The sequence below is a fragment of the Pseudodesulfovibrio tunisiensis genome, from assembly GCF_022809775.1.
Lineage (GTDB): Bacteria > Desulfobacterota > Desulfovibrionia > Desulfovibrionales > Desulfovibrionaceae > Pseudodesulfovibrio > Pseudodesulfovibrio tunisiensis.
Map to the genome: position 1 here is coordinate 1485983 of NZ_CP094380.1, position 20937 is coordinate 1506919.

21 protein-coding genes and 1 tRNA gene are annotated in these 20937 nt (G+C 60.1%); 5 read left to right on the forward strand and 17 right to left on the reverse strand.

Annotated elements, in window-relative coordinates:
- Positions 1-121: 121 nt before the first annotated feature.
- The 6 genes from mtnA to MPN23_RS07400 all read right to left on the reverse strand — a co-directional run bounded on the left by mtnA (position 122) and on the right by MPN23_RS07400 (position 7469).
- Entirely contained in the window at positions 122-1165 is a 1044-nt protein-coding gene (gene mtnA, locus MPN23_RS07375; protein WP_243547054.1) for an S-methyl-5-thioribose-1-phosphate isomerase, read from the reverse strand.
- A gap of 164 nt (positions 1166-1329) precedes the next feature.
- Positions 1330-2763, reverse strand: a complete 1434-nt coding sequence (gatB, locus tag MPN23_RS07380; protein WP_243547055.1) for an Asp-tRNA(Asn)/Glu-tRNA(Gln) amidotransferase subunit GatB — start codon at positions 2761-2763, stop codon at positions 1330-1332.
- A gap of 40 nt (positions 2764-2803) precedes the next feature.
- Positions 2804-3448 carry a DUF4254 domain-containing protein gene (locus MPN23_RS07385; protein ID WP_243547056.1) on the reverse strand — a complete coding sequence of 215 codons (645 nt, stop codon included), beginning with the start codon at positions 3446-3448 and terminating at the stop codon, positions 2804-2806.
- On the reverse strand, positions 3441-4781 hold the full coding sequence (locus MPN23_RS07390; RefSeq protein WP_243547057.1) for an MltA domain-containing protein: 1341 nt from the start codon (positions 4779-4781) through the stop codon (positions 3441-3443). Before MPN23_RS07390 ends, MPN23_RS07385 begins: the two co-directional genes overlap by 8 nt.
- Positions 4782-4858: 77 nt before the next feature.
- Positions 4859-6616 carry an ARMT1-like domain-containing protein gene (locus tag MPN23_RS07395; protein WP_243547058.1) on the reverse strand — a complete coding sequence of 586 codons (1758 nt, stop codon included), beginning with the start codon at positions 6614-6616 and terminating at the stop codon, positions 4859-4861.
- Between the two features lies 1 nt (position 6617).
- Positions 6618-7469, reverse strand: coding sequence for an NAD(+)/NADH kinase (locus MPN23_RS07400; RefSeq protein WP_243547059.1), 852 nt, complete (start codon positions 7467-7469; stop codon positions 6618-6620).
- 162 nt (positions 7470-7631) lie between these two features.
- Here MPN23_RS07400 and MPN23_RS07405 point away from each other — a divergent pair, with 162 nt between their 5' ends.
- Complete coding sequence (locus MPN23_RS07405; protein ID WP_243547060.1) at positions 7632-8045, forward strand: DVU0524 family FlgM-associated protein; 414 nt, start codon at positions 7632-7634, stop codon at positions 8043-8045.
- Between the two features lie 29 nt (positions 8046-8074).
- Complete coding sequence (gene flgM / locus MPN23_RS07410) at positions 8075-8395, forward strand: flagellar biosynthesis anti-sigma factor FlgM (RefSeq protein WP_243547061.1); 321 nt, start codon at positions 8075-8077, stop codon at positions 8393-8395.
- Between the two features lie 24 nt (positions 8396-8419).
- On the opposite strand, the gene fliW is transcribed toward flgM, so the two are convergent.
- The 11 genes from fliW to flgF form a co-directional block, all read right to left on the reverse strand.
- Positions 8420-8839, reverse strand: a complete 420-nt coding sequence (fliW, locus tag MPN23_RS07415; protein WP_243547062.1) for a flagellar assembly protein FliW — start codon at positions 8837-8839, stop codon at positions 8420-8422.
- Entirely contained in the window at positions 8839-9081 is a 243-nt protein-coding gene (gene csrA, locus MPN23_RS07420) for a carbon storage regulator CsrA (RefSeq protein ID WP_243547063.1), read from the reverse strand. Before csrA ends, fliW begins: the two co-directional genes overlap by 1 nt.
- A gap of 100 nt (positions 9082-9181) precedes the next feature.
- Positions 9182-10855 (reverse strand): flagellar hook-associated protein FlgL, encoded by a 1674-nt coding sequence (flgL, locus tag MPN23_RS07425; protein ID WP_243547064.1) that lies wholly within the window; start codon positions 10853-10855, stop codon positions 9182-9184.
- Between the two features lie 15 nt (positions 10856-10870).
- Positions 10871-13015 (reverse strand): flagellar hook-associated protein FlgK, encoded by a 2145-nt coding sequence (flgK, locus tag MPN23_RS07430; protein ID WP_243547065.1) that lies wholly within the window; start codon positions 13013-13015, stop codon positions 10871-10873.
- Positions 13016-13495 (reverse strand): flagellar export chaperone FlgN, encoded by a 480-nt coding sequence (gene flgN / locus MPN23_RS07435; RefSeq protein WP_243547066.1) that lies wholly within the window; start codon positions 13493-13495, stop codon positions 13016-13018.
- A gap of 76 nt (positions 13496-13571) precedes the next feature.
- Positions 13572-14285: a rod-binding protein gene (locus tag MPN23_RS07440; RefSeq protein ID WP_243547067.1), complete on the reverse strand. Its 714-nt coding sequence runs from the start codon at positions 14283-14285 to the stop codon at positions 13572-13574.
- 1 nt (position 14286) lies between these two features.
- A complete protein-coding gene (locus tag MPN23_RS07445; RefSeq protein WP_243547068.1) occupies positions 14287-15423 on the reverse strand; it encodes a flagellar basal body P-ring protein FlgI in 1137 nt (378 codons plus the stop codon).
- A gap of 42 nt (positions 15424-15465) precedes the next feature.
- Positions 15466-16158 carry a flagellar basal body L-ring protein FlgH gene (locus MPN23_RS07450; RefSeq protein WP_243547069.1) on the reverse strand — a complete coding sequence of 231 codons (693 nt, stop codon included), beginning with the start codon at positions 16156-16158 and terminating at the stop codon, positions 15466-15468.
- Between the two features lie 17 nt (positions 16159-16175).
- The gene (gene flgA, locus MPN23_RS07455; RefSeq protein WP_243547070.1) at positions 16176-17165 is read right to left on the reverse strand and encodes a flagellar basal body P-ring formation chaperone FlgA; all 990 of its coding nucleotides are present in this window, start codon (positions 17163-17165) and stop codon (positions 16176-16178) included.
- 39 nt (positions 17166-17204) lie between these two features.
- Positions 17205-17987: a flagellar basal-body rod protein FlgG gene (gene flgG / locus MPN23_RS07460; protein WP_243547071.1), complete on the reverse strand. Its 783-nt coding sequence runs from the start codon at positions 17985-17987 to the stop codon at positions 17205-17207.
- A 17-nt stretch (positions 17988-18004) separates the two neighbouring features.
- The gene (flgF, locus tag MPN23_RS07465) at positions 18005-18781 is read right to left on the reverse strand and encodes a flagellar basal-body rod protein FlgF (protein ID WP_243547072.1); all 777 of its coding nucleotides are present in this window, start codon (positions 18779-18781) and stop codon (positions 18005-18007) included.
- Positions 18782-18923: 142 nt separating this feature from the next.
- Between flgF and MPN23_RS07470 the strand changes: the two genes are divergently transcribed.
- The 3 genes from MPN23_RS07470 (at position 18924) to nusA (ending at position 20930) form a co-directional block, all read left to right on the forward strand.
- A tRNA-Gly gene (locus tag MPN23_RS07470) sits at positions 18924-18999 on the forward strand.
- 102 nt (positions 19000-19101) lie between these two features.
- Complete coding sequence (locus tag MPN23_RS07475) at positions 19102-19563, forward strand: ribosome maturation factor RimP (protein ID WP_243547073.1); 462 nt, start codon at positions 19102-19104, stop codon at positions 19561-19563.
- Between the two features lie 59 nt (positions 19564-19622).
- Positions 19623-20930: a transcription termination factor NusA gene (gene nusA, locus MPN23_RS07480; RefSeq protein ID WP_243547074.1), complete on the forward strand. Its 1308-nt coding sequence runs from the start codon at positions 19623-19625 to the stop codon at positions 20928-20930.
- Positions 20931-20937: the final 7 nt, after the last annotated feature.

Here is a 20937-nt window from a genome sequence, read left to right on the forward strand (position 1 = left end):
ATCCGGGCCGGACGTGAACGTTTTCGGGCGGCGAGAAATCGCATGCCGCGCGACACGAAAGCACCGCGCCCGCCTGTACAGGGAGCGCGGTGATTAGCGTAATCGCATTTGATTGTCGAGTCTATTCTTCTTCAAACAGCTTTCTGATGGCCTGATCATAGGGCGGGTACAGCACGCCCTTCTCCGTGACGATGCCCGTTATCAGCTCGTTGGGAGTGGGATCGAACGCCAGATTGTAGACCTCCACGCCCTCGGGCGGAATGCGATGGTCCCCGATGTGGGTCACCTCGCGCGGGTCGCGGTCTTCGATGGGCACATCGTCGCCCGTGGGCGTTTCGGGATCGATGGTATAGACCGGAGCCGCCACGTAGAACGGCACGTTGAACCGCTTGGCAATGATGGCCACGCCAAACGTGCCGATCTTGTTCACGGCATCACCGTTGGCAGCAATGCGGTCAGCGCCCACAACGACCTTGTCCACCAGCCCGCGCTTCATGAGCAGGGCGCAGGCATTGTCGCAGGCCACCTTGACCGGAATGCCGTCCTTGTGCAGCTCGTAGGCGGTCAGACGCGCGCCCTGCAGAAAGGGCCGGGTCTCGTTGGCAATGACCGACACCTTCTTGCCCTGATCAATGGCTCCCCGGATCACGCCCAGAGCCGTGCCATAGCCTGCGGTTGCGAGCGCTCCGGCATTGCAGTGGGTCATGACCGTATCGCCATCGTCGATGAGCTCGCCGCCGAACCGGCCAATGGCCTCGCACATGGCGATGTCGCCCGCGTGAACAGCCTTGGCGCGCTCCAGCCATGTGGTCAGCAGTTCGTCAAGGGAAACGTCGCCCGCTTCCTTCCAGACGCGGCGCATCTCGCGCACGGCCCAGCGCAGATTCACTGCCGTGGGCCGGGCCTTCTCGATCTGGTCGAGCCTGGCCTCCAGATTGGTCTTCCAGTCGCCGCCCATGCCCTGCACCTCGCGTCCGGCAAGATAGCAGCCGTAGGCAGCGGTCACGCCAATGGCGGGAGCACCGCGCACCACCATGACCACAAGGGCAAAACAGATGTCGTCCGTGGTCCGGCACTCGAACCAGTCCTCGCGGTTGGGCAGGTAACGCTGGTCAAGCAGGATCAGGGCATCCTTGTCCGGGGAATACTGAATGTGTTCGGTCATGGGAAGGCCTCCGGCGCTGTGAAATGTGTTCTGGAGAATATTGAAAATATTTCAGGAAAACCATTGCTTCTGCCGGGACAAACAATTCCCGAAAACGCAACACCCTGAATTTCAGGATTATATGCAGAGCAGGGGCCGTATTCAAACAGCCCCTGCTCTGCTCCTTACGAAAATTTCCTGTTGATGAGCTGGGAGACCACGCCCGGGTTGGCCTGACCGCGCGTCTTGCGCATGATCTGGCCCATGAAGAAACTCATGAGCTTCTTCTTGCCGCCGCGGAATGCCTCGACCTCGTCGGGATTCTCGGCCAGCACCTCGTCAACCACGGCCTCCAGCGCAGACGTGTCGGACATCTGCACCATGCCCTTGGCCTTGACGTGCGCCTCGGGGTCATCCCCGGATTCGCACAGGTCGCGGAACACCTTCTTGCCGATCTTGTTGGAGATCACGTCGTCGTCCACCAGCCTGACCAGCTTGGCCAGACCTTCGGGAACCAGCTTGCATTCGCAGGCCGCGCACTCGGTCTCGTGCAAATACGGCAGCAGTTCCCCGGCCATCCAGTTGGCCACCTTCTTGGCGTCCCCGGCATAAGCCTTTGCCGCACTTTCGAAGTATTCGGCAACGCCGAGATCACCGGCCATGAGCGCGGAATCATCGTCGGACAGGCCGTACTCCTCGCGGAACCGGGTCAGTTTTGCCGCAGGCAGTTCGGGCAGTTCGGAGCGCCACTTTTCGATCCACGCCTCCTCCAGCACCAGCGGCACAAGGTCCGGGTCCGGGAAATAGCGGTAATCGTGCGCCTCTTCCTTGCCGCGCATGGAAAAGGTGGCGTTTTTGGACTCGTTCCAGAGCCGGGTTTCCTGCACCACCTTGTCGCCGTCCTCGATCACGTCGATCTGGCGTTCCACCTCGTACTCGATGGCCTTTTGCACGTGCTTGAAGGAGTTGAGGTTCTTCAGCTCGGTGCGGGTACCGAACTCCTCCTGTCCGAACGGACGAACGGACACGTTGGCGTCGCAACGGAAGCTGCCCTCTTCCATGTTGCCGTCGCAGATGCCCAGATACAGAAGGATGGAGCGAAGTTCCTTGAGATAGGCCACGGCCTCTTCCGAGGAACGGATGTCCGGTTCGGACACGATCTCGATCAGGGGAACGCCTGTACGGTTCAGGTCCACGAAACTGGCGTTGTCCGCAGCGGAATGAATGTTCTTGCCCGCGTCCTCCTCCATGTGGATGCGCGTCAGGCCAACGGCCTTTTCCGCGCCGTTCACCTCGATGTCCACACGGCCGTGCTCGCAGATGGGCAGCTCGAACTGGGAAATCTGGTACCCCTTGGGAAGGTCGGGATAGAAGTAGTTCTTTCGGGCGAACACGGACTTGCGATTGATCTCGCAATTGGTGGCCAGTCCCATCTTCACGGCATATTCCACGGCGCGCTCGTTGAGCACGGGCAGCACACCAGGCATGCCCGAACACACCGGACACACGTTTTCATTGGGATCGTTGCCGAATTTGGTGGAACAGGAACAGAAAATCTTGGTCTCGGTCTTGAGCTGGGCATGGACTTCCAGACCGATAACGGTCTCGTACCGTGGCATGGGCGCTTCTCTCCTTGGCAATCTGCGGGAAAATTCGGGGCTACTTGGCGGTCGCGTACAATTCCGGATTCAGACTCGGATCATTGTACATCTTGAACTGGTAGTAGACCTTGGGCTTTTTCAGGCCCCGGGCATAGTCGTCGAGCAGTTCGAGGATGCCGCGCTCAAGGTCCGCATGCTGGCGAACCATGACGTCGCACTTGCTCTTGCAGGAGGCAATGTGCGCCTCATCCACATCGCGGCGCCGGGTCTGCTCTTCCATGTGGTACCGCTTGAGCGCCAGAATGGACAGGCGGTCGAGCGCGCTGCCGATGGTCTCGGTATTGTAGCGCTCCTCGCCGTTCTCGGGCAGCAGGGGCTGCACCATGCCGATGAGGCAGGCATCCACGCGCTCGATCAGATCGTTGCGCTTCTGATTGAACCTGTCGATCCGATGCTTGCAGTCCGCAATGATCTTCGCGTCCACGTCCTGACGACGGGCGCGATCCTCGACATGCCAGAGCTGGAAATTGACCCAATGCTGCCGGGCCACGAGCTCGCGGAATCCGGACAGACCGCCGAGGTCGTCCGCAGGTTCCTCGTCGTACACGGGTTCTCCGAAATGCCAGTCCGTTACCGAGCGCACCTGATGCGCCACGGCGTCCCGAACGGTTTCCTGTATCTTCTGAATGGTGATGTCAGCCATGTATCAATGCTTTCTTGCTTATGAGGAGAAACACGGTAGCCTTTGTCTTGATGTTGCTGGCAATGGGTTCCACCGCGTCGCCTTCCCCGATGTAGTAATCCAGTCTCGGCCCCTTGATGGCGGTGCCGGTGTCCTGAGCCAAACCGATGCCCGCAACCTTGCGGCGGCCGGACGGCTTGCCGTTCCTGGCCTCGGGAATCTCGGCCTCGAATGCGAGAAGACTGCCGAGCGGCAACAGTTCCCGGTCTGTAGCCAGCGAAACCATCGGCGTCAACGGCTTTCCGATCGCGCCCTCGGGCGGCGCATTGTCCAGACGGAAGAACACGTAGCTGCGATTTTCCGCCATGAGTTCATACATCCTCTCCGGATGCTTGGAGAAGTACTCCCGCACATGCTCTTTGGCAAGGCGGCTGCGCGGCAACAGCCCCTTTTTGTGCAGAATGCGGCCCAGACTGGTGAACGGCAACCCGTTCTTGCTGCCGTACAGCACGTTACGCGTGGTGCCGTCCGGCAGTCGCAGCCTGCCGCAGCCTTCGACCTGAAGATAGAACACGTCGATGGGATCGCGCGCCCAGGCAACTTCCAGCCCCTTGCCGTCCAGCACCTTGTCCACGTCCAGAGCGTGTCGATCGAAATAGGGAAGCACTCGACCGCCTTCCAGACGATAGTACCTGTTCCTGCCGCGCACCCTGCCCCGCCGGAGATCCGAAGGCACGCCGTACAAAGGGTATTCATACCCGGGGCGACGTTCCAGACTGGCCTCGATTTCCGGCGTGAAATACCCGGTCATCACCGGACGGCTCCTCATGCCGAACCACACGAACCGCTTGGCCAGCAGACCGGGATCGGCATCCAGATGCGGCAGCAGGTCCAGAAAATCCTGCAGGCTGGATGCCACCTGCGCCCAGGTCAGCACCATGCCGGGGCGAATCAGCGCAGGCTTGTTCCCCGGCATGTTCAGGGCATACTCCAGACTGCGCTGCACCGGGCTTTCCAAGTCCTTCCATGAATGAAGCCCCTGACTGCGCACGTCCGGGAAACAGCCGGGCAAGCCGTCCTTCCGGACCGGAAAGAACATGTCGCATTGGGGCAGATCCTCGGGCTCGGCAATCGGTTCCAGCGCAGGCAGCACGGCCTTGGTTTCCGGTTCCGGGACAGGCGCGGGCGCTTCCTGTGCCACGACATCACCCTGCGGCACGGCAAGAGGCGGGCACGCCGGATCGGCAACAGGCTCGGCTTTCCGGCCGGGAAGGACGCACCCGCAAAGCAGCACGCCCGCGCAAAGCAGACATGCGGCAAGGGGCCGGACAAACTGGCTCAGGTCGGTTCTCACGTATCAGGTCTCGATGGTTGAAGAATACTGCTTCTCCCCGACCAAATGTCCGGGGCAGCATGGCAGGTCAGCGAAAGCTATTCCCTGATTCCCGCGTCAAAATACTTGCCAACGCCGTACTCCCGCCTGCGGAAGAACTTTTCCGGGCTGGGACCGATTATCTGCAATTCGGGATGGCGGCGCTGCACGTCCAGAGCAATGTGCATTTCCTTGGTGCAGCCCGTGGAATAGGTGGCGTCCTTTCCGGTCCAGACCGGAGGCACCTTTTTTCCGAGCAGCCCGAAGCTCTTCTCAATATCGAAATAAGACTGAAAACGCCAGACGTTGATGTACCCGCTGCGCTGGACCTTTTCCCACATGAACATGAGGTCGTCGCCGTCCATGCCTTCCTCGAAATGCTCGGCCGGGTTGATGATGTAGGTGGCGTCGAGCTGTTCGCGCAGATGCGTGACAAAGGCGGTCATGATGCGGATGGCCATGTCGGTCTGTCCGGGCACGCTGCCGATGATGCCGGAATAGAACATGACGGTGTGGCCCTTGCGCTTGGCCTCGCGCATCTCGCCGATGATCTCGTCGGCCTTGCCCTCGATGTAGTCCTGACTGAACTTGTGCACCCAGCGCGCCCGCTCCCGGAAATGCAGGTGAAAATGGCCGTAGGGGTCGCGGAAGAAGCAGACGATGTCCCGGGTGAACTCGTGGCTGGCCTGAATCACGCGGTTGTAGATGCCCGCGCCCTTGGCCAGCACCAGATCGCACTCCTTCCATGCCCGGGCAAAGGTCACGGACATGCGGTACGGATTGAAACGCTCCCGGGAACCATCGGAAATGACCACGAAGGGATGCCGGTTTATCACGTCCAGCAACTGGTTCTTGGAAAGATTGTCGTCGCTCACGAAATAGGCATCCTTGAGCGCCTCGCCCAGCACGGGATCATGATACCGGTCCCAGAACACCGGATCGTCGAAATAGAAACCTTCCTTGAAGGCCATGACCACGCGGTGCCCGGTACGCAGCAGGGTCTTGACCACTTCGAGATCGAACATGAGTCCCCCCGCGCGGTTCGGCAGATACAGCACCCGCTTGGGCGTTTCGCCATGACGGCCCAGAGCTGCGGCCACGGAGGAAAACAGGCCGGGACTCGCCTTGATTTCCGCCTCCAGCCCACACTTCTCTATGGACTTCGGAGTGAACTGCTCGACCTTCCAGTGATCGGTCAGCGTGGAAAGCCGCATGAGCCGCTCGATTTCCAGCATGTCCATGCGGAAACGCAGATCATCAATGCGGCGGCAGGCCATGACCTCTTCGGGACAGCGATTGACCACCTTGTCAAAGGCCGGGGAATTGACCAGTTCCGATGCAATCCTGTTCAGCTCCATGCGCCGCTCGCGGTACGGGTCGTCCACGCCACTCTGACTCATGAAGATGGTCATGAGCCGCTTGAGCAACCGGGAGGGAATCACGATGGGCGAGGCCAGAGTCATGCGGAACTTGTGGCGGGCCAGAGCAATGAACCGCCGCGCCAGATAGCGGTCCTTGCAATACTCCTTTGCCAGCCTGACAAAGACCTTCCACTGTTCGGTGTATTCGTGAAGAAGCGGCCGGGGCAATCCCTGCTTGAGCAGCATCAGGAACATCCAGTCCGAACACGGGGCGTAGAATTCGCCCTCCCGAAGCGCCACCATGAAACGAATCTGTTCCGGCGAGGCGTTCTTTTCCGGATTGATGCTGTTCTCCAGATCGTTCTCGGTCATGAAATGCAGCAGCAGGCCATCCAGAAGCGCGTCCTTGCCGTAGGATATATCCAGCACCGAATCGTAATTGGATACGTAAGCCACACTATTTCTCCGTTATGAAACCCTTTTCGAGAAGCCGGTCGAAATACCTGTCCTGCCCGGTGTCCACCACCAGCAGGTCCGTGCCGCAGCCGCGCACCACGATCTCGTCCCCGGGCTGAAGGCGATGCGCCTCCTGTCCGTCCTCGGTGAGATTGACCGGGGAAGCCGTCTCCCGGATCGTGATCCGGCACTCCATGTCCGCAGGCATGACCAGCGGTTTGAGGCTGTTCAGGAACGGACAGACCGGGGTGACGCACAGGGCACGCAATCCCGGATGCACCAGAGGGCCGCCGGCGGACACGCCGTAGGCGGACGATCCCTTGGGCGTGGACACGATCAGTCCGTCCGCACGCAGGGACGCGGCAACACTGCCGCCGCACGCCACGTCCAGCCGGATGAGCCGGGCAAGCTCGCCCCGGCTGACCACCACGTCGTTCACGGCCCTGCCCTGACGCACGATCCGGCCCCGGCGCACCACGTCGTATTCCAGCACGATGCGGGGGGACACGTCGAATCCGTGATCCAGCGCATGCTCCAGCCATGCACGACACTCTTCCCGGCCCAGCTGGGCCAGAAATCCTACGTTGCCGAGGTTCACGCCCACCACGGGCACGCCAAGCGGGTTCATGCGCCGAGCCACGCCAATGTAGGTACCGTCGCCACCAAGGACCAGAATCAGGTTCAGTCCGCCATGTTCCTCGGCCTTGGACACGCAGGTCCCGCGCCGATGTTCGCACAGCAGGACCTCGACACCGCGACGCTCCAGAAACGCACGCAGCCCCGCCCCGAAATCCGTGGCGTCATGATCATCCGGCTTGGTCACGATCAGAACTTTTTTCAATTTGCGCGACATATTCAGGAATCTATTTATTCTTGGGAAAACATTCAACCTTTTTAGCTCGAAACACGGTTTTCAGCACCTCGGGGCGTTCCCGGGAATGGATTTTTTTCCGGTTTACCCCTAAAGTTTTTTCGAGCAGCGCCGATCATTACATTCAAGGAAAGGAGAAAACCCGTGAATGCCCCAGCGAATGTTCGCATAATGCTGCGCACCTATGGTCGGCAGCTGACGAACGCAAAGCGCCTTGCGCGCTTTCGGCGGGCATTGAATCTGGATGGAACGCAGGAGGAACAATCCGTTTCCAGACAGGTCAGACGACGCGGTCTGGTGGAACGCATTGCACGGGAGATCATTGAAAATCTGATCGTCAACAGCCAGCAGACGCCCATTGTGGCCGACATCCTCGACCAGTTGGAACAGGAGTTGGGCGCGCGGCATATTTTCGAATATCCGCTGGACGGCAGTGACGTGCAGATACTGAGGGAGACCGAACGCGGTTCCCATGAAATTGTCGGGCAGGAACGCGACAGGGTCATGCGGCGACTGTGGGAGATCACCCTGTCACGCGTGGATGAAACCATGCTGTGACGGACCCCGAAATCTCGGGAGGGAAGATTATGGTTATCAAGAACATCGTAGGGGACATGCACCCTTACGCAAAGAAGAAGATCGACAGCCCCGACGCGCAAAAGGCGCAGCGGGCCCAGCAGACTTCGCAGCAGGCGTCCAGGGCGTCTGCCGATACTGCGGACCGCGTGGTCCTTTCACCCGAGGCGCGGCTCAGAGGCGCAGCACTCAAGGGCGCCAACGACGCTCCTGACGTACGCAGTGAAAAGATCAGGGATCTCAAGGAACGGGTGCGCAACGGCACGTATGAGCCGGATATCAAGAAGGCCGCCGCAAATCTGATTCGCGACGACCTGGATCTTCTTGTGTAGAAAAAGGAAAAACGTTTCCGACGACTAGCTCACGATCGGACGAAAGTGAGTGGGATACTCCCCGTCCGTCTGCGGAACCTGAAGACCCAACCGCTCCTCGGTGTTGATCACGATCGGCCCCTGGAGATTCAAGGTGGTGTTTTCGGGTCTGTTCTGCGGTATGGTCACCGTGACCAGCACAGCCACCTGCCTGACATTGGTTATCTTGAGGGTCTTGCGCTCCGGATTTTCCAGCTTCACGTCGTAATCGTCGAGAAAGGCGTACGGGTCCGCCACGAGCAGGCCCAAACCGGGATCGGTCACGCACTGGAGCAGCAAGAAGGGGGACTTTTCCTCCTTGACCGGAAGCAGCACGTATTCGCGCTTGTCCTCCAGGCCCACAAGTCCCCGGGGAAAATAAATAATGGTGTCCGGGCTGATTTCACGCTCGCCCAGGCGGGTCATTATTTTTTGGGTTCGAGACTTTGCCATAACGCCGCCGCTGCAAGCAGATCCTGCTGGCTGCTCTCAAGCGCCTGCCGGTTCTGCTCCTTGATCTTGAGGTACACCTCTTCCCGGTACACGGTCATATCATCCGGAACGTCAAGGCCGATCTTTATCTGCTTGCCTTGAACGCTCAGAATCTTGAGCTTGATGTGGTCGCCCAGGTACAGGCTCTCTCCGGGTCTCCGGGTCAGTATCAACATACACAATCCATTCGCAAAAAATAGCAACCAATGTTCGGGACTTCCACCCTCTCAGCTCGACTATCCCACCACGGGCCGGAAGTCCAGCACATTGCGCACTTTAGATGAACTTGGACAGGTTGAGCTGCATGATCATGGACGTGGTCCGCAGCACGGACTCATACACGATCTGGGACTGGGCCAGTTCGGTCATGAGCTCGCTCACGTCCGCATCCTCGATGCTGCTGAGCAGTTCCTTTTCGTTCAGATCCAGCCCGTTGATGATGTTCTCGCTCACCTGGAGCCGGTTCTCGCGCCCGCCCACCGTGGCCAGACTGTTCATGATCTGCTGGTGCACCTTTTCCAGATCGCCCAGACACTGCTGCACTCCGGCCTGATTGTTGGTCTCGGCAAAGGCCACCAGATTGCCCATGACCTCGAACATGTTTCTGAGGTCGTTGGCCCCGGAACCGCCGGTGCGCAACAGCCCCATCTTGGGCGCGGCAGCCGACAGGAACGCCACTCCGGCGTTCGAGCTGCCAAGTGTCAGAATCTCTCCGTTTGCGGAAAGCACCACGTCGTCGCGCATGTACACGCCACCGAAGATGTCCCGGCCCACATCGTTGAGACGCACCCGCTCACTGGCTGAAATATCGATGTTGATGTCCGCGGTCCTCGGCCGGATCACGAACTGCTGACCGGGCTGAAGCTGGCCGGTCGCGGCATTGGACAGGGTCAGGATGCCGCCGTTGCCCACGCTCAGCACGGCCTGATTGGGCGAACCGTCCGCCTGTGCCACATTGCCGGTAATCCAGTTGATGCCGCCGTCGAAGCTGTAGGAATAGTTGATGTCCTCGTCCATGCCCACCGAACTCGTGTTGTCGATGCGCACCGTGACGTTGCTTTCCAGAAAATGCCCGGAAGCCGAGGCTGCGATGTCCGAAACGTTCGGCCCGACCTTGTCCACCAGCGGAGGCGCGTCATTGGTGTCCCCGAGATATCTTGCCGAAGGCCGAAGCCACAGCCAGGTTCCCTCGCTTCGGCTCGGGTCGGTCGCATCGCTCACCTTGACGTCCGCATCCGAATGAAAATCCACGGATGTCCCGCCCTGCGGCAGGGTCACGCTGGCCCCGCCCCCGGCAAAACCGATGGAGCCGTCCGTCAGCCAGGAGTCGCCGCCGTCCACGCTGTAACGAACCCGAAGGTCGGGATCGGAAAGCGTGGTCGTGGTGCCCGGAGCCGCAGGAGGCGTGCCGCCGTCGTAAAACTGCACGAGCACGGTCTGCTTGGACGACCCGTTGATGGTGAAATCCGTGGATGCGAAATCCGTGTCGTTCGTGGTCATCCACATGATTTCCTCGAACGCCTTGCCGTCGGCCTTGTGCCCTGCGTAGATGCTGTTGCCTTCGAAGTCCGAGTTGGCCAGTCCGACCATCTGTTCGAACAGGCTGCGCAGTTCATAGCTGACCTGTTCGCGGTTGTCTCCGCTCACCGTGCCCGTGGCCGCCTGACTGGCCAGTTCCTTGGCCCGGGTAAGCAGCACGGAAACCTGCCGCAACGCTTCGTCCGACCGGCCGAGCCACCCTTCGGCAGTGGAAATGTTTTCCTTGTACTGGTTCAGGGACCGCAAGGTGTCGCGATGGTCCAGAACGCGCACCATGCCGGTGGGATCGTCCGAAGGACGGTTGATCCGCTTCTGGGTCTGGGCCTTCATGTTGAGGTCCATGAGATCCGTCAACGACCCGTTGAGGTTGTTGACGTACCTGTCGAAAAGCATCATCTGGGTGACACGCATGCCGGTTCTCCCTGCTTACGGCTTGAGGGACAGAATGGTTTGCAGCATCTGGTCCGCAGTGGTGATGAGCTTCGCCGCCGCAGTGTAGGAATGCTGATACCGAATCAGGTTGCTCATCTCCTCGTCGAGGTTGATGCCCGAAACCTGCTGCTGCCGCTCGTTGAGGTCCTTGGACAGGGACTCGTAGAAATCCCGGTTGAACTTGACCCGGTTCGTGTCCGTGCCCACATTGCCCACAATGCCGTTGTAGTAGTCCTGTATGGACTGCGAGGTGGTGCCTTCCACCACCGTGGAAATACTCACGCTCAACTCCCTGAGCGCATACATGGCCAAGGCGACCGTATTGTCGTCGGAGTTCATTTCGCCCGCACCGTTCACGTGTCCGGTGGCCAGATAATCCAAGTCCCCGGTCACCTTCTCGTTCACGTTCAGATCCGTGGGCTTGGAACCGCGAAAGAACGTATTCAGCCCCAGAGCCGCATTCAGGCCCGCCGTGTCGTCGCCGAACGCAAAGGAATATCCGTCTCTGGCTTCGAGACGCAGCTTGTTGTTGACGATGGTTGCATTGACATAGGTGCCGAAAGTGTCCTCATAGGCCTGCCGCACATCGTTCAGGCTGTGAATCTCCGGATTGAAATTGGTCAGTCCCGGAGGCACGATGCCGCTGAAATCCAGCATGCCGCTGGCATTGGACATGACCAGCCCGGTATTGGCGTTGTAGATGTAGAGCTTGCTGCTGCCGGACTGAAGCCTGTTGCCGAAGACAAGTCCCGTGGAATCGCTGCCCAGCGCCCGACTCGCGGAATCCACGCCATAGGTGCCATCCTCGACCACGAAAGTCTGCAACCCTGCGCCCTGACTGTGCCTGCGGTTGGTTTCCCAGACAACGGTCTCGGTCAGGGCTTCCATCTTCTCCCGGTACCTGCCCACGTAATTGTCGCGGAAGGTGATGAGCGCGCCCAGACTGCCACCCGTGATCCGACGATCATTCTCCTCGCCATTGAAATGCAGTTGCGGAGTGATCTCCTCCTTGTGGGAGGTGTTCTCCACCCAGTAGAGCCCCTGATGCGGACTGATCACGAAACGGTCGCCCTCGGAGAAATTCTGGGTGGGCGAGGTCTTGGAATCCGTGGCCGAGCCGAACCATATCTGGAGACCCTCCACGTTGACCCGGTTGTCGTAGGGTCGGGCAGAGAAATGCTTTTCCGAACCGTCCTCGTTCGTCACCCAGGTCACGCCGCCGTCGAGCGACACGCGATACATGGCCGCGCCCGCGTCGGAACGGACTCCCCCCGGGCTCCCGGCATCAACGATTTCCACGGTGTATTCGAAGTCGTCGTTGCCGTCGAAATAGATTTCCCCGTCAAACTGGGAACCGGACCGCAAATCCTTGGTGGAATGGGCGGCATTGAATTCAAGGCTGAAATGGGATTCCCCGTCCACCAGCGTATGCCCGGCCTTGGTCATGACCGTGAAATTGCCGCCTCCGTTGTCAATGGTCTTGACGTCCAGAAGCTCGGAAAGCTCGCGAACCTTTCGGGCACGTTCGTCATACAGGCTGTTGGCATTGTTCTGCCCGGGAATGTCATGAACCTGAATCTCGTTGTTCAGATCCGCGATCTCCTGCATCAGCTTGTTGGCCTCGCTCACCTGCGCATCCACGGCCACGTTGATGCGCTGCTGCATCAGGGAAAGGTCCGTGTCCACCTGCTTGAGCGTGGAAACCAGAGTAGCCGCGTTATTGATCACGCTCTGGCGCGCGCCGTAGTTGTCCGGCCGCTGGCTCACCTCGTTCCAGGAATTGAAGAACTGCGAAAGGGAATCACTCACGCCCGTGCCCGTGGACTCGTTGAGCAGGCTTTCCACGCTCCTGAGCTGTTCGTACAGGGTGCCCCACTTGTCGCGCATGGTGGACTGTCCCAGATACAGCTCCTCCACCATCTTGTCGAAATGGCGGACGACTTCCTTGGCCTTGACGCCCGTGCCGAGCTGGCCCGGGGAATAGTCGATGTACGGCGCCTCTTCCAGCACAACGGACCGACGGCTGTAGCCCTCGGTGTTGATGTTGGAAATGTTCTCGCCCGTGACCTGAAGCTGCACCTGGGACGCGAAAAGCGCCCAGCGGCCCATGTCGAGGATGGAATTGGCGCCGAAGGACATCTAGAACCTCCCCTGAATCAGGCGGGCACCGGTGTAGCTGTTCACGAAACGCCCCTTGGCGGAATAGGCGTTCTTCGGCTTGGGACGAACTTCCTCATGCATGAATCCGAGCAGTTTCCTGCTCTGATCATACAGAGCCGTGACCAGCCCCTTGTTCTTCCCGGCCTGCACCGCGCACCTCTGCTCGGTATCGTCCAGAATCTGCAGCAGGCCCTGCAATTCGCCCCGGACCGTCTCGTCCACGGCGGGATACAGGTCGGACACGCGTTGCGCCCCGGCATGAACCCGGCCCACGAGCCGACGCAGGGAAGCACGCTCGACCGCGATCTGGCGCATGAGTTCCTGAATGGAAAGCTCGATCTGGGAAACGCTTCTGGGTTCGCCCTTCTGCAGACGGGAAAATTCTTCCTCAAGCAGGGCGGAAAGCAGCAGCATGGCCTTGTTCTGCCGGACAAGATTTTCCACCACGAAACGGATCATGCTCTTCCTCTTTTTTTACAACCAACTGGATTCAATGCCTTTACGCCTAAACACATTCCTTGTTCAGCCTTGCGGCTCACCCTTTTTTTGCAATAATCCGGCCAACCGAAGCCGTTGCGTCGGTTCCGTCCCGCTCCGCCTCAAGACGGCGGGTCAAATCCTGAATTCTGCGCTGCACTTCCGCATCCGACAACCCGTTCCGCCCCGAAGCACGCCGTCCCAGCAGACCGGACACGATGTCATCCCGGGACATGGCCGAATCTTCGGATTTTCCGGCGGGTGCCGCGTCCCTGCCCGGCTCCTCCACATCACCGCCCCACTGCTCCAGAACAATGCCCCGGCTGCGATCCTGCAGGGGAATGGGCGAGCCGTCCCGGTTCAGGGCAATGGGTTGGGACTTGACCGGCTTGATGTCCACCTTGCCGGTCAGTGCGTCCCGGCTGGTCTCCTTGAGCTTTTCGCTGAGCTGGCCGTAAATCATGTCCGCAAGCCCGATTCCGCCGGCCTTGGCCATCTTTTCAGAAAACGCCCGGTCGAACATGGAGAGATACATGTCCTCCTGATTGTTGTGCATGTACCCTTCCTTGGGAACCGTGGCCTTCATCTGCTGCCATATCTTGCTGATGAACACGGCCTCGAAGTTCTGCGCGGCCTCCTTGAGCTGCTTTTCCTTGGGGTTCCCCCCCTGAAGCCGCTGCTTGAGCGAGTCCATCTTCACCTTGAAGCGGACCATTTCCTGGGCTTCATTCGACCTGGTCAACATCTGCGGATCGATTCCCGGGGTATTCATGCTAGATCACCTCCAGCTCGGCATGCAGCGCACCCGCCACCTTGAGGGTGCGAATGATGGAGATCAGGTCGCGCGGGGCCGCGCCTATGGCGTTGAGGCCGTCCACGAGTTCCTGAAGCGTCGCGCCTTCCATGAGCATCAGGCTGTTGTTCTGTTCCTGCACGGCAAGGTCGGTCTGGGGCGTGACCACGGTCTGGCCGTCGGAAAACGGACCGGGCTGGCTCACCTGCTCGCTCTCGGCCACCACGATCTGAAGATTGCCATGCGCCACGGCGCACTTGGTCAGACGCACGTCCTGCCCCAGCACCACGGTGCCGGTCTTTTCATCCACCACCACACGGGCCTTGCCGTCCGGGGAAATGTCCAGATTCTCCAGCGAAGCCATGAGCGGCACCATGTTGCCCCGAAACCGTTCGGGCAGTTCCAGTTCCACGGTGGAAACATCCTGAGCGCGGGCATAATCCCCGCCCATGGACGCGTTGATCTTGTTGACCACCTGCATTGTGGTGCCGAAATCGCGCATGCTCAGATTCAGGACCAGCTTGTCCTGACGATTGAAGGCAAAGGGAACGCCGCGTTCCACGGTAGCGCCATTGGGAATCCGGCCCACGGTGGGAATGTTCTTCTGGGCAGCGGCAGCCTCGCCACCAGTGGCGAATCCGCCGATGGTCATGGAGCCCTGCGCCACGGCATACACGCGACCGTCCAATCCCTTGAGCGGCGTCAGCAGCAGAACGCCGCCGAGCAGACTCTTGGCATCGCCGAGGGACGACACGGTCACGTCGATACGCGCCCCGGGCTTGACCGATACGGGCATCTTGGCCGTGACCATGACCGAGGCCACGTTCTTGGGCTTGAGCGTGTCGGGATTGGCCTCCACCCCCATCTTCTCCAGCATGTTGGACATGGACTGAAGCGTGAACTTGGATGAAGTGCCGTCCCCGGTTCCGGCCAGACCGACAACCAGGCCGTACCCGACCAGTTCGTTGGTCCGCACCCCGCTGAACGAGGCAATGTCCTTGAGCCGGGCCGCATCCGCATCAACCGGAGCCAGCAGGCCGCAAACCGTCAGGATCGCGACCAGCAGGCAGACCTGCGCGGCACGCCATTTGATTTCATTGAAAGGCCGAACATTCATGGCCGTTCCTCCGCATGTTCTCCGCATACTCATGTCAAACGCCTAGAAGGGATAGATGTTGTCCAGCAACCGGGACAGCCAACCGGGCCGCTGCTTGTCCGTGAGCACACCCTGTCCGTAGACCTCGATCTGGGCTTCGGCCAGATTCGAGGAGCTGATGGAATTGTCCGAGCCGATGTCACGCTGACGGATCAGACCGCGCACCACCAGAAACTGGGTTTCGTGATTGACCCGGATGCGACGCGCGCCCTCCACCTGAAGGATGTTGCCCGGCAGACGGCGCACGATGCGCGTGGCCACGGTGGCCGTGAATTCGGATTCGTTCTTGGTTTCGCCATTGGACTTGAGGTCGTTGAGCGTGGTCGCGCCGATGTTCATCCCGGTCTCGGCTCCCAGCTCCTTGGCCAGGGGCAGATTTCCGAGCAGGCCGTGCTTGGGATACGCGGTCACGGCCATGGAATTCTTGTTGTCCTTCTTGGCCTTGGTCTCGGCCTTGATCCGGGTGCTGGACACCTCGTCCACATTGACCAGCACGATATCGCCCACGCGCTTGGCCCGGTTGTCCTCGAAAAGGAACTCGGACCGGTTGGCGTCGAACAGGGAGCCGGGGTTGGATTCCGGATTCTGCTCCTCGATCACCGGAGGCGTGAGGATGGGCATGGGCTGCTCCTGATACCTGGGCGCGCATCCCGCCAGGATGGCCGCACACATCAGGATCGAAAAATACGTCTTCATGACTGACTCCTCGTATGTCACCGAACCATGACCTGATCGTCGCCGACCACGGTTCCCATGACTGTCCGCTTGCTTTGCAAGTTGCGCACCGCAACCTGCTGCCCTATCCGGGCCTCGCCCAGAGCCTCGGCCTTGATGGTCAGGTGAATGCGCCTGCCCTTGTAGATCAGGTCCACGGTCTCGCCCCGCTCCACGGCGGGCAAGGCCTCGATATGCTGCATGGTGATGGGCTGACCGCGGCCAAGGGAACGCTTCATGCGCCACGGACCGCCCGTGCCGTCCCACACGTCCGGATGGTAGGCCAGATTGACTCTGGTGAAGGAAACCTTGTCCCGTGAGAGCCGTTCCAAACGGTTCAGAGGCATGGCCGCGCTGGGCACGGTCTTCCAGATGTTCAGAAACGCAGTGGCGACCGAGCGCTTCATCACCCGGCCGTCCGGCGTGATGCCGCGCAACTGGACCTTGACCCGCCCGGGCTCAAGCGGATCGTCCATGGACAGTTCGAGCCTGTCCGAATCGCTGGCCAGAAAAAAATGCATCGGGGTCTGCACGTCCCTGATTTCCGCTTCTCCGTTCATGGCAGTGGCCCGGGCCGTCAAAAATCCGACCACCCGGCTTCGCAGTTCCGGTCCGCTCACGGCCTTGCCTCCGGTCTGCACCGCCATCTGACTGGGCAGAATCAGCCGCTTGGCCTGATCCCCCATGTAGAACCGGAAAATCTCCCTGAGCTTGGCACGAGAGACCACGACAACCCGACCGGGTCTGTCCGAGGCCTTCCAGAGCTTGATCCGCGACAGGGAATCCCAGGTGCGCTCGTCCATGCGTCCCATGGGCTCGGCAACTTCACCGAGCAGGACAACGGGACCGGCCACGGTAGCCGCGCTGCGCACCTGAAGCCGCCAGCCGTCCGCCGCATCCGAAACCGTGCCGCCCGGCGCGAGCAGAACCAGCATGGTCAGCCCGAAAACCATTGCCCGGATTCCCTTTCGTGCGATCCTCATAGTCATTGTCCGAAACCTTCCTTGGCTCGGGGCAAGCCCGATCCGTTACCGCTTCACGTTGATGGCGGTCTGCAACATGGCGTCCGACGTGGTGATGGCCTTGGAATTGATCTCGAAGGCACGCTGCCCCACGATCAGACCGACCATTTCGTCCACCATTTCCACATTCGATCCTTCCAGAAATCCCTGCGCCAGAGTGCCATAATTTTCATCGCCCGGAGTCCCGGCAACCGCAGCGCCCGAGGCTTCACTCTCGCGATAGAAGTTGCGGCCTGCTGCAGTCAGCCCGGCCGGGTTGGTGAACCGGTAGAGCTGCAAATCCGACTCGGCCAGAGCCGTACCGTCCTTGTCCAGCGCCGAAATGTGCCCGTCCTCGGTCACGACCACGGATACGGTTTCCGGCGGAATCGTGAACTCGGGCTGCAAGGCGTGCCCGCCCGGAGTGACCATCCGGCCCTCGTTGTCGATCTTGAAGTTGCCGGCGCGCGAGTACACCAGATCGCCGTTCATATCGACCTGAAAGAAGCCCTCGCCCTCAATGGCGATGTCCAACGGGTTGCCCGTGTTCTTGAAGTCGCCCTGCGAAAAGAACTTGTGCACGGTCACGGGCCGGACACCCATGCCGATCTGCATGCCCGTGGGCAGACGGTTGCCCGCCTGATTCTGCGTACCCGCAATCTGCAGGGTCTGGTACATCAGGTCCTCGAACTCGGCTCGGCTCTTCTTGAACCCGGTCGTATTGACGTTGGCCAGGTTGTTCGAGAGCGTATCGATGTGGGTCTGCATGGCAACCATGCCCGTGGCCGCTGTCCACAGTGAACGCATCATATCCTTTATCCTCCTCGCTAGCCGCGGGTCATGCCCACTTGGTTGATAAGCTTCTTGTCAATGGCATCCGTGCCCTGAATCATCTTGCTGTAGGTCTGAAATGCGCGCTGGGTCTCGATCATGGACACCATTTCCGTGACCACCTCGACATTCCCGCGTTCCAGAAATCCCTGCTGCACCTCAAGGTCCTGAGGTTCGGCAGGGGCTTGTCCGTCTCTGGGCCGGTAATAGGTGCTGCCCACCTTTTCCATCAGTTGGGGATCGTCGAAAGCGACCAGATCGAATTGCCCGACAGGATCGCCGTTCACGCTGATCATGCCGCCCGGATCAACAGTGACCCTGGACCCGGCCGGGATGGACAGCGGACCGCCGTCCACAAGCACGGTGTCGCCCCTCGGGGTCATGAGCGTTCCCACCGCGTCGGTCACGAAATTCCCGGCGCGTGTGTAGAGCGGTCCTTCGGGCGTCTGCACGGAAAAGAATCCCTGCCCGGAAAGCGCGAAGTCCAGCTTGTTGCCGGTCTTCTGCAAACTCCCCTGCGAGAAATCGATCTGCTGATCGGAAAGCCTGGCCCTGGCCATGATGTCGGCCTTGGGGAACATGTCCTTGTCCCGAAGGTAGGGTTTGCTATCCACGACATAATCATGGGCGAACCTGACAAAGGTGTCGTGAAAAGCCAAACGGTCCTTCTTGTAGGCGGTCGTATTCACGTTCGCCAAATTATTGGCGATGGTCGACATCCTGGATTCATTGGACAAAGCGCCGAATAAAGCGCTGAACGTACTGTCCTGCATAGGCGTGGTCCTCCTGTTCGCACAAGATATTGCAACTTGCGAGCCAAATGCGGAGGCAGACGGAAAGCCGAACTTTCGGGGCGGAAAAGGCAGGCCGCTGTTGACAACCACACCCAATATGTCTAAATAGACCCGTTTCCGAGCGGGTGTAGCTCAGCTGGTAGAGTACAAGCTTCCCAAGCTTGGTGTCGCGGGTTCGACCCCCGTCACCCGCTCCAACCCCATGCAAAACCATCCTTAAGTGTGGTATTGCAGGTTCGCACCGTATAGGGTGAGCCTTGAGGGCTCACCTTTTTTGTTATTTATTTTTGAGGTTCGCCATGCGTCTGAATTCCTTTGAACAGCAACTTACCGACCTGATCCGGCCCGAGGTCGAATCCCTGGGACACGTTTTCTGGGGACTCACGGCCCCTTCCGCCGGCAAGAAGCGCATCGTGCGGATCTACATCGACAATCCGGACGGAGTTACCATTGACCAATGCGCCAAGGTCAGCCGCCATGTGGGGCTTATCCTGGAAGTCGAGGACATCGTCCCCGGCGCATATACACTTGAAGTATCCTCACCCGGATTCGAAAGACGGTTTTTCACGCTGGAACAGATGGCCGACTATGTGGGCCGAGAGGTCACGGTCAAGCTGCACGATCCCCGGGACGGCCAGCGGAACTTCAAGGGCGGCCTTGTCCGCATCGACCCGGAAGGTCCGGTGCTCGACATCGAAGGGGACGAAATGTTCCTGGAATGGGAAGACGTCAAGGAAGCCCGACTGGTTCACAATTTCTAGCGCAATTCTACCCGCCTCACGGCCGAGTTCGCTCGCCGGGGGTAAGTGGAGGTTACACCATGTCTGAACTGAAGAAAGCCATCGACCAGATCAGCAAGGACAGGGGCATCGACCGTGATCTCCTGATCGACACCCTTGAGGAGGCGGTCCGTTCCGCCGTGGCCCGCAAATACGGGGACACCATGGACATCGAAGTCACCTTCAACGAAGGCCTCGGGGAAATCGAGGTCTATCAGTTCAAGGTCGTCGTCGACGAAGTCCACGACCCGGTCAGCGAGATTCCTCTCGAGGAAGCCAAGACCCATGACCCCAACGTCCAGCTGGACGACGAAATGGGCTTCAAGCTCAAGGTCGAGGATCTGGGCCGCATTGCCGCGCAATCCGCCAAGCAGGTCATCATCCAGCGCATGCGGGATGCCGAGCAGGAAATCATTTACGAGGAATACAAGGATCGCGTCGGGGAAATCGCGAGCGGCATCATTCAGCGCCGCGACCGCACCGGCTGGATCATCAACCTGGGCCGCACTGAAGCCATCCTGCCCAAGGACGAGCAGATTCCCCGCGAGCGCTACAAGCGCGGCGATCGGGTCCAGGCATACATCATCGACGTGCTCAAGGAATCCCGCGGCCCGCAGGTCGTGGTTTCCCGGTCCCACCCGGACTACATGATCGAACTCTTCCGCCGCGAAGTCCCGGAAGTTTCCGACAGCACGGTCAAGATCATGGGCGTTGCACGCGACCCGGGCCTCAGGGCCAAGGTGGCCGTCATGTCCCGCGATCGCGACGTGGACCCGGTGGGCGCCTGCGTGGGCATCCGCGGTTCCCGCATCCAGAACGTGGTGCAGGAGCTCAAGGGCGAACGCATCGACATCGTTGTCTGGAGCCCGGATATCGCCATGTATGCCCAGCACGCCCTGTCCCCGGCCGTGATCACCCGGATCACCGTGGACGAAGAGGACGAGACTCTGGAAGTGGTGGTGCCCGACGATCAGCTCACTCTGGCCATTGGCCGCAAGGGGCAGAACGTCAAGCTGGCCTCCCGGCTTCTGGGCTGGAGGATAGACATCCTCACGGAAACCCGATACGCGGAAGCCAACGCGGGCCGGGCCGGAATGGATCAGATCGCCAGCGTGGCCGAAATGAACCCCGAAGCCTTCTACAATGCGGGCTTCGAAACCCTGGAATCCATCAGGATCGCCGATGACGAGGCCCTGCTTGCGGTTCCCGGACTGAACGAACGCAAAATCGGCGACATCCGCGCCGCCATCAACATGCTTGCACCCATGGAGGCCCCGGAGGAATCCGAGACTCCCGAAGCAGCAGCGGATGAACCCGAAGCTCCCGCCCTGGGCGGCGAGCAGGAATAACAGGGGC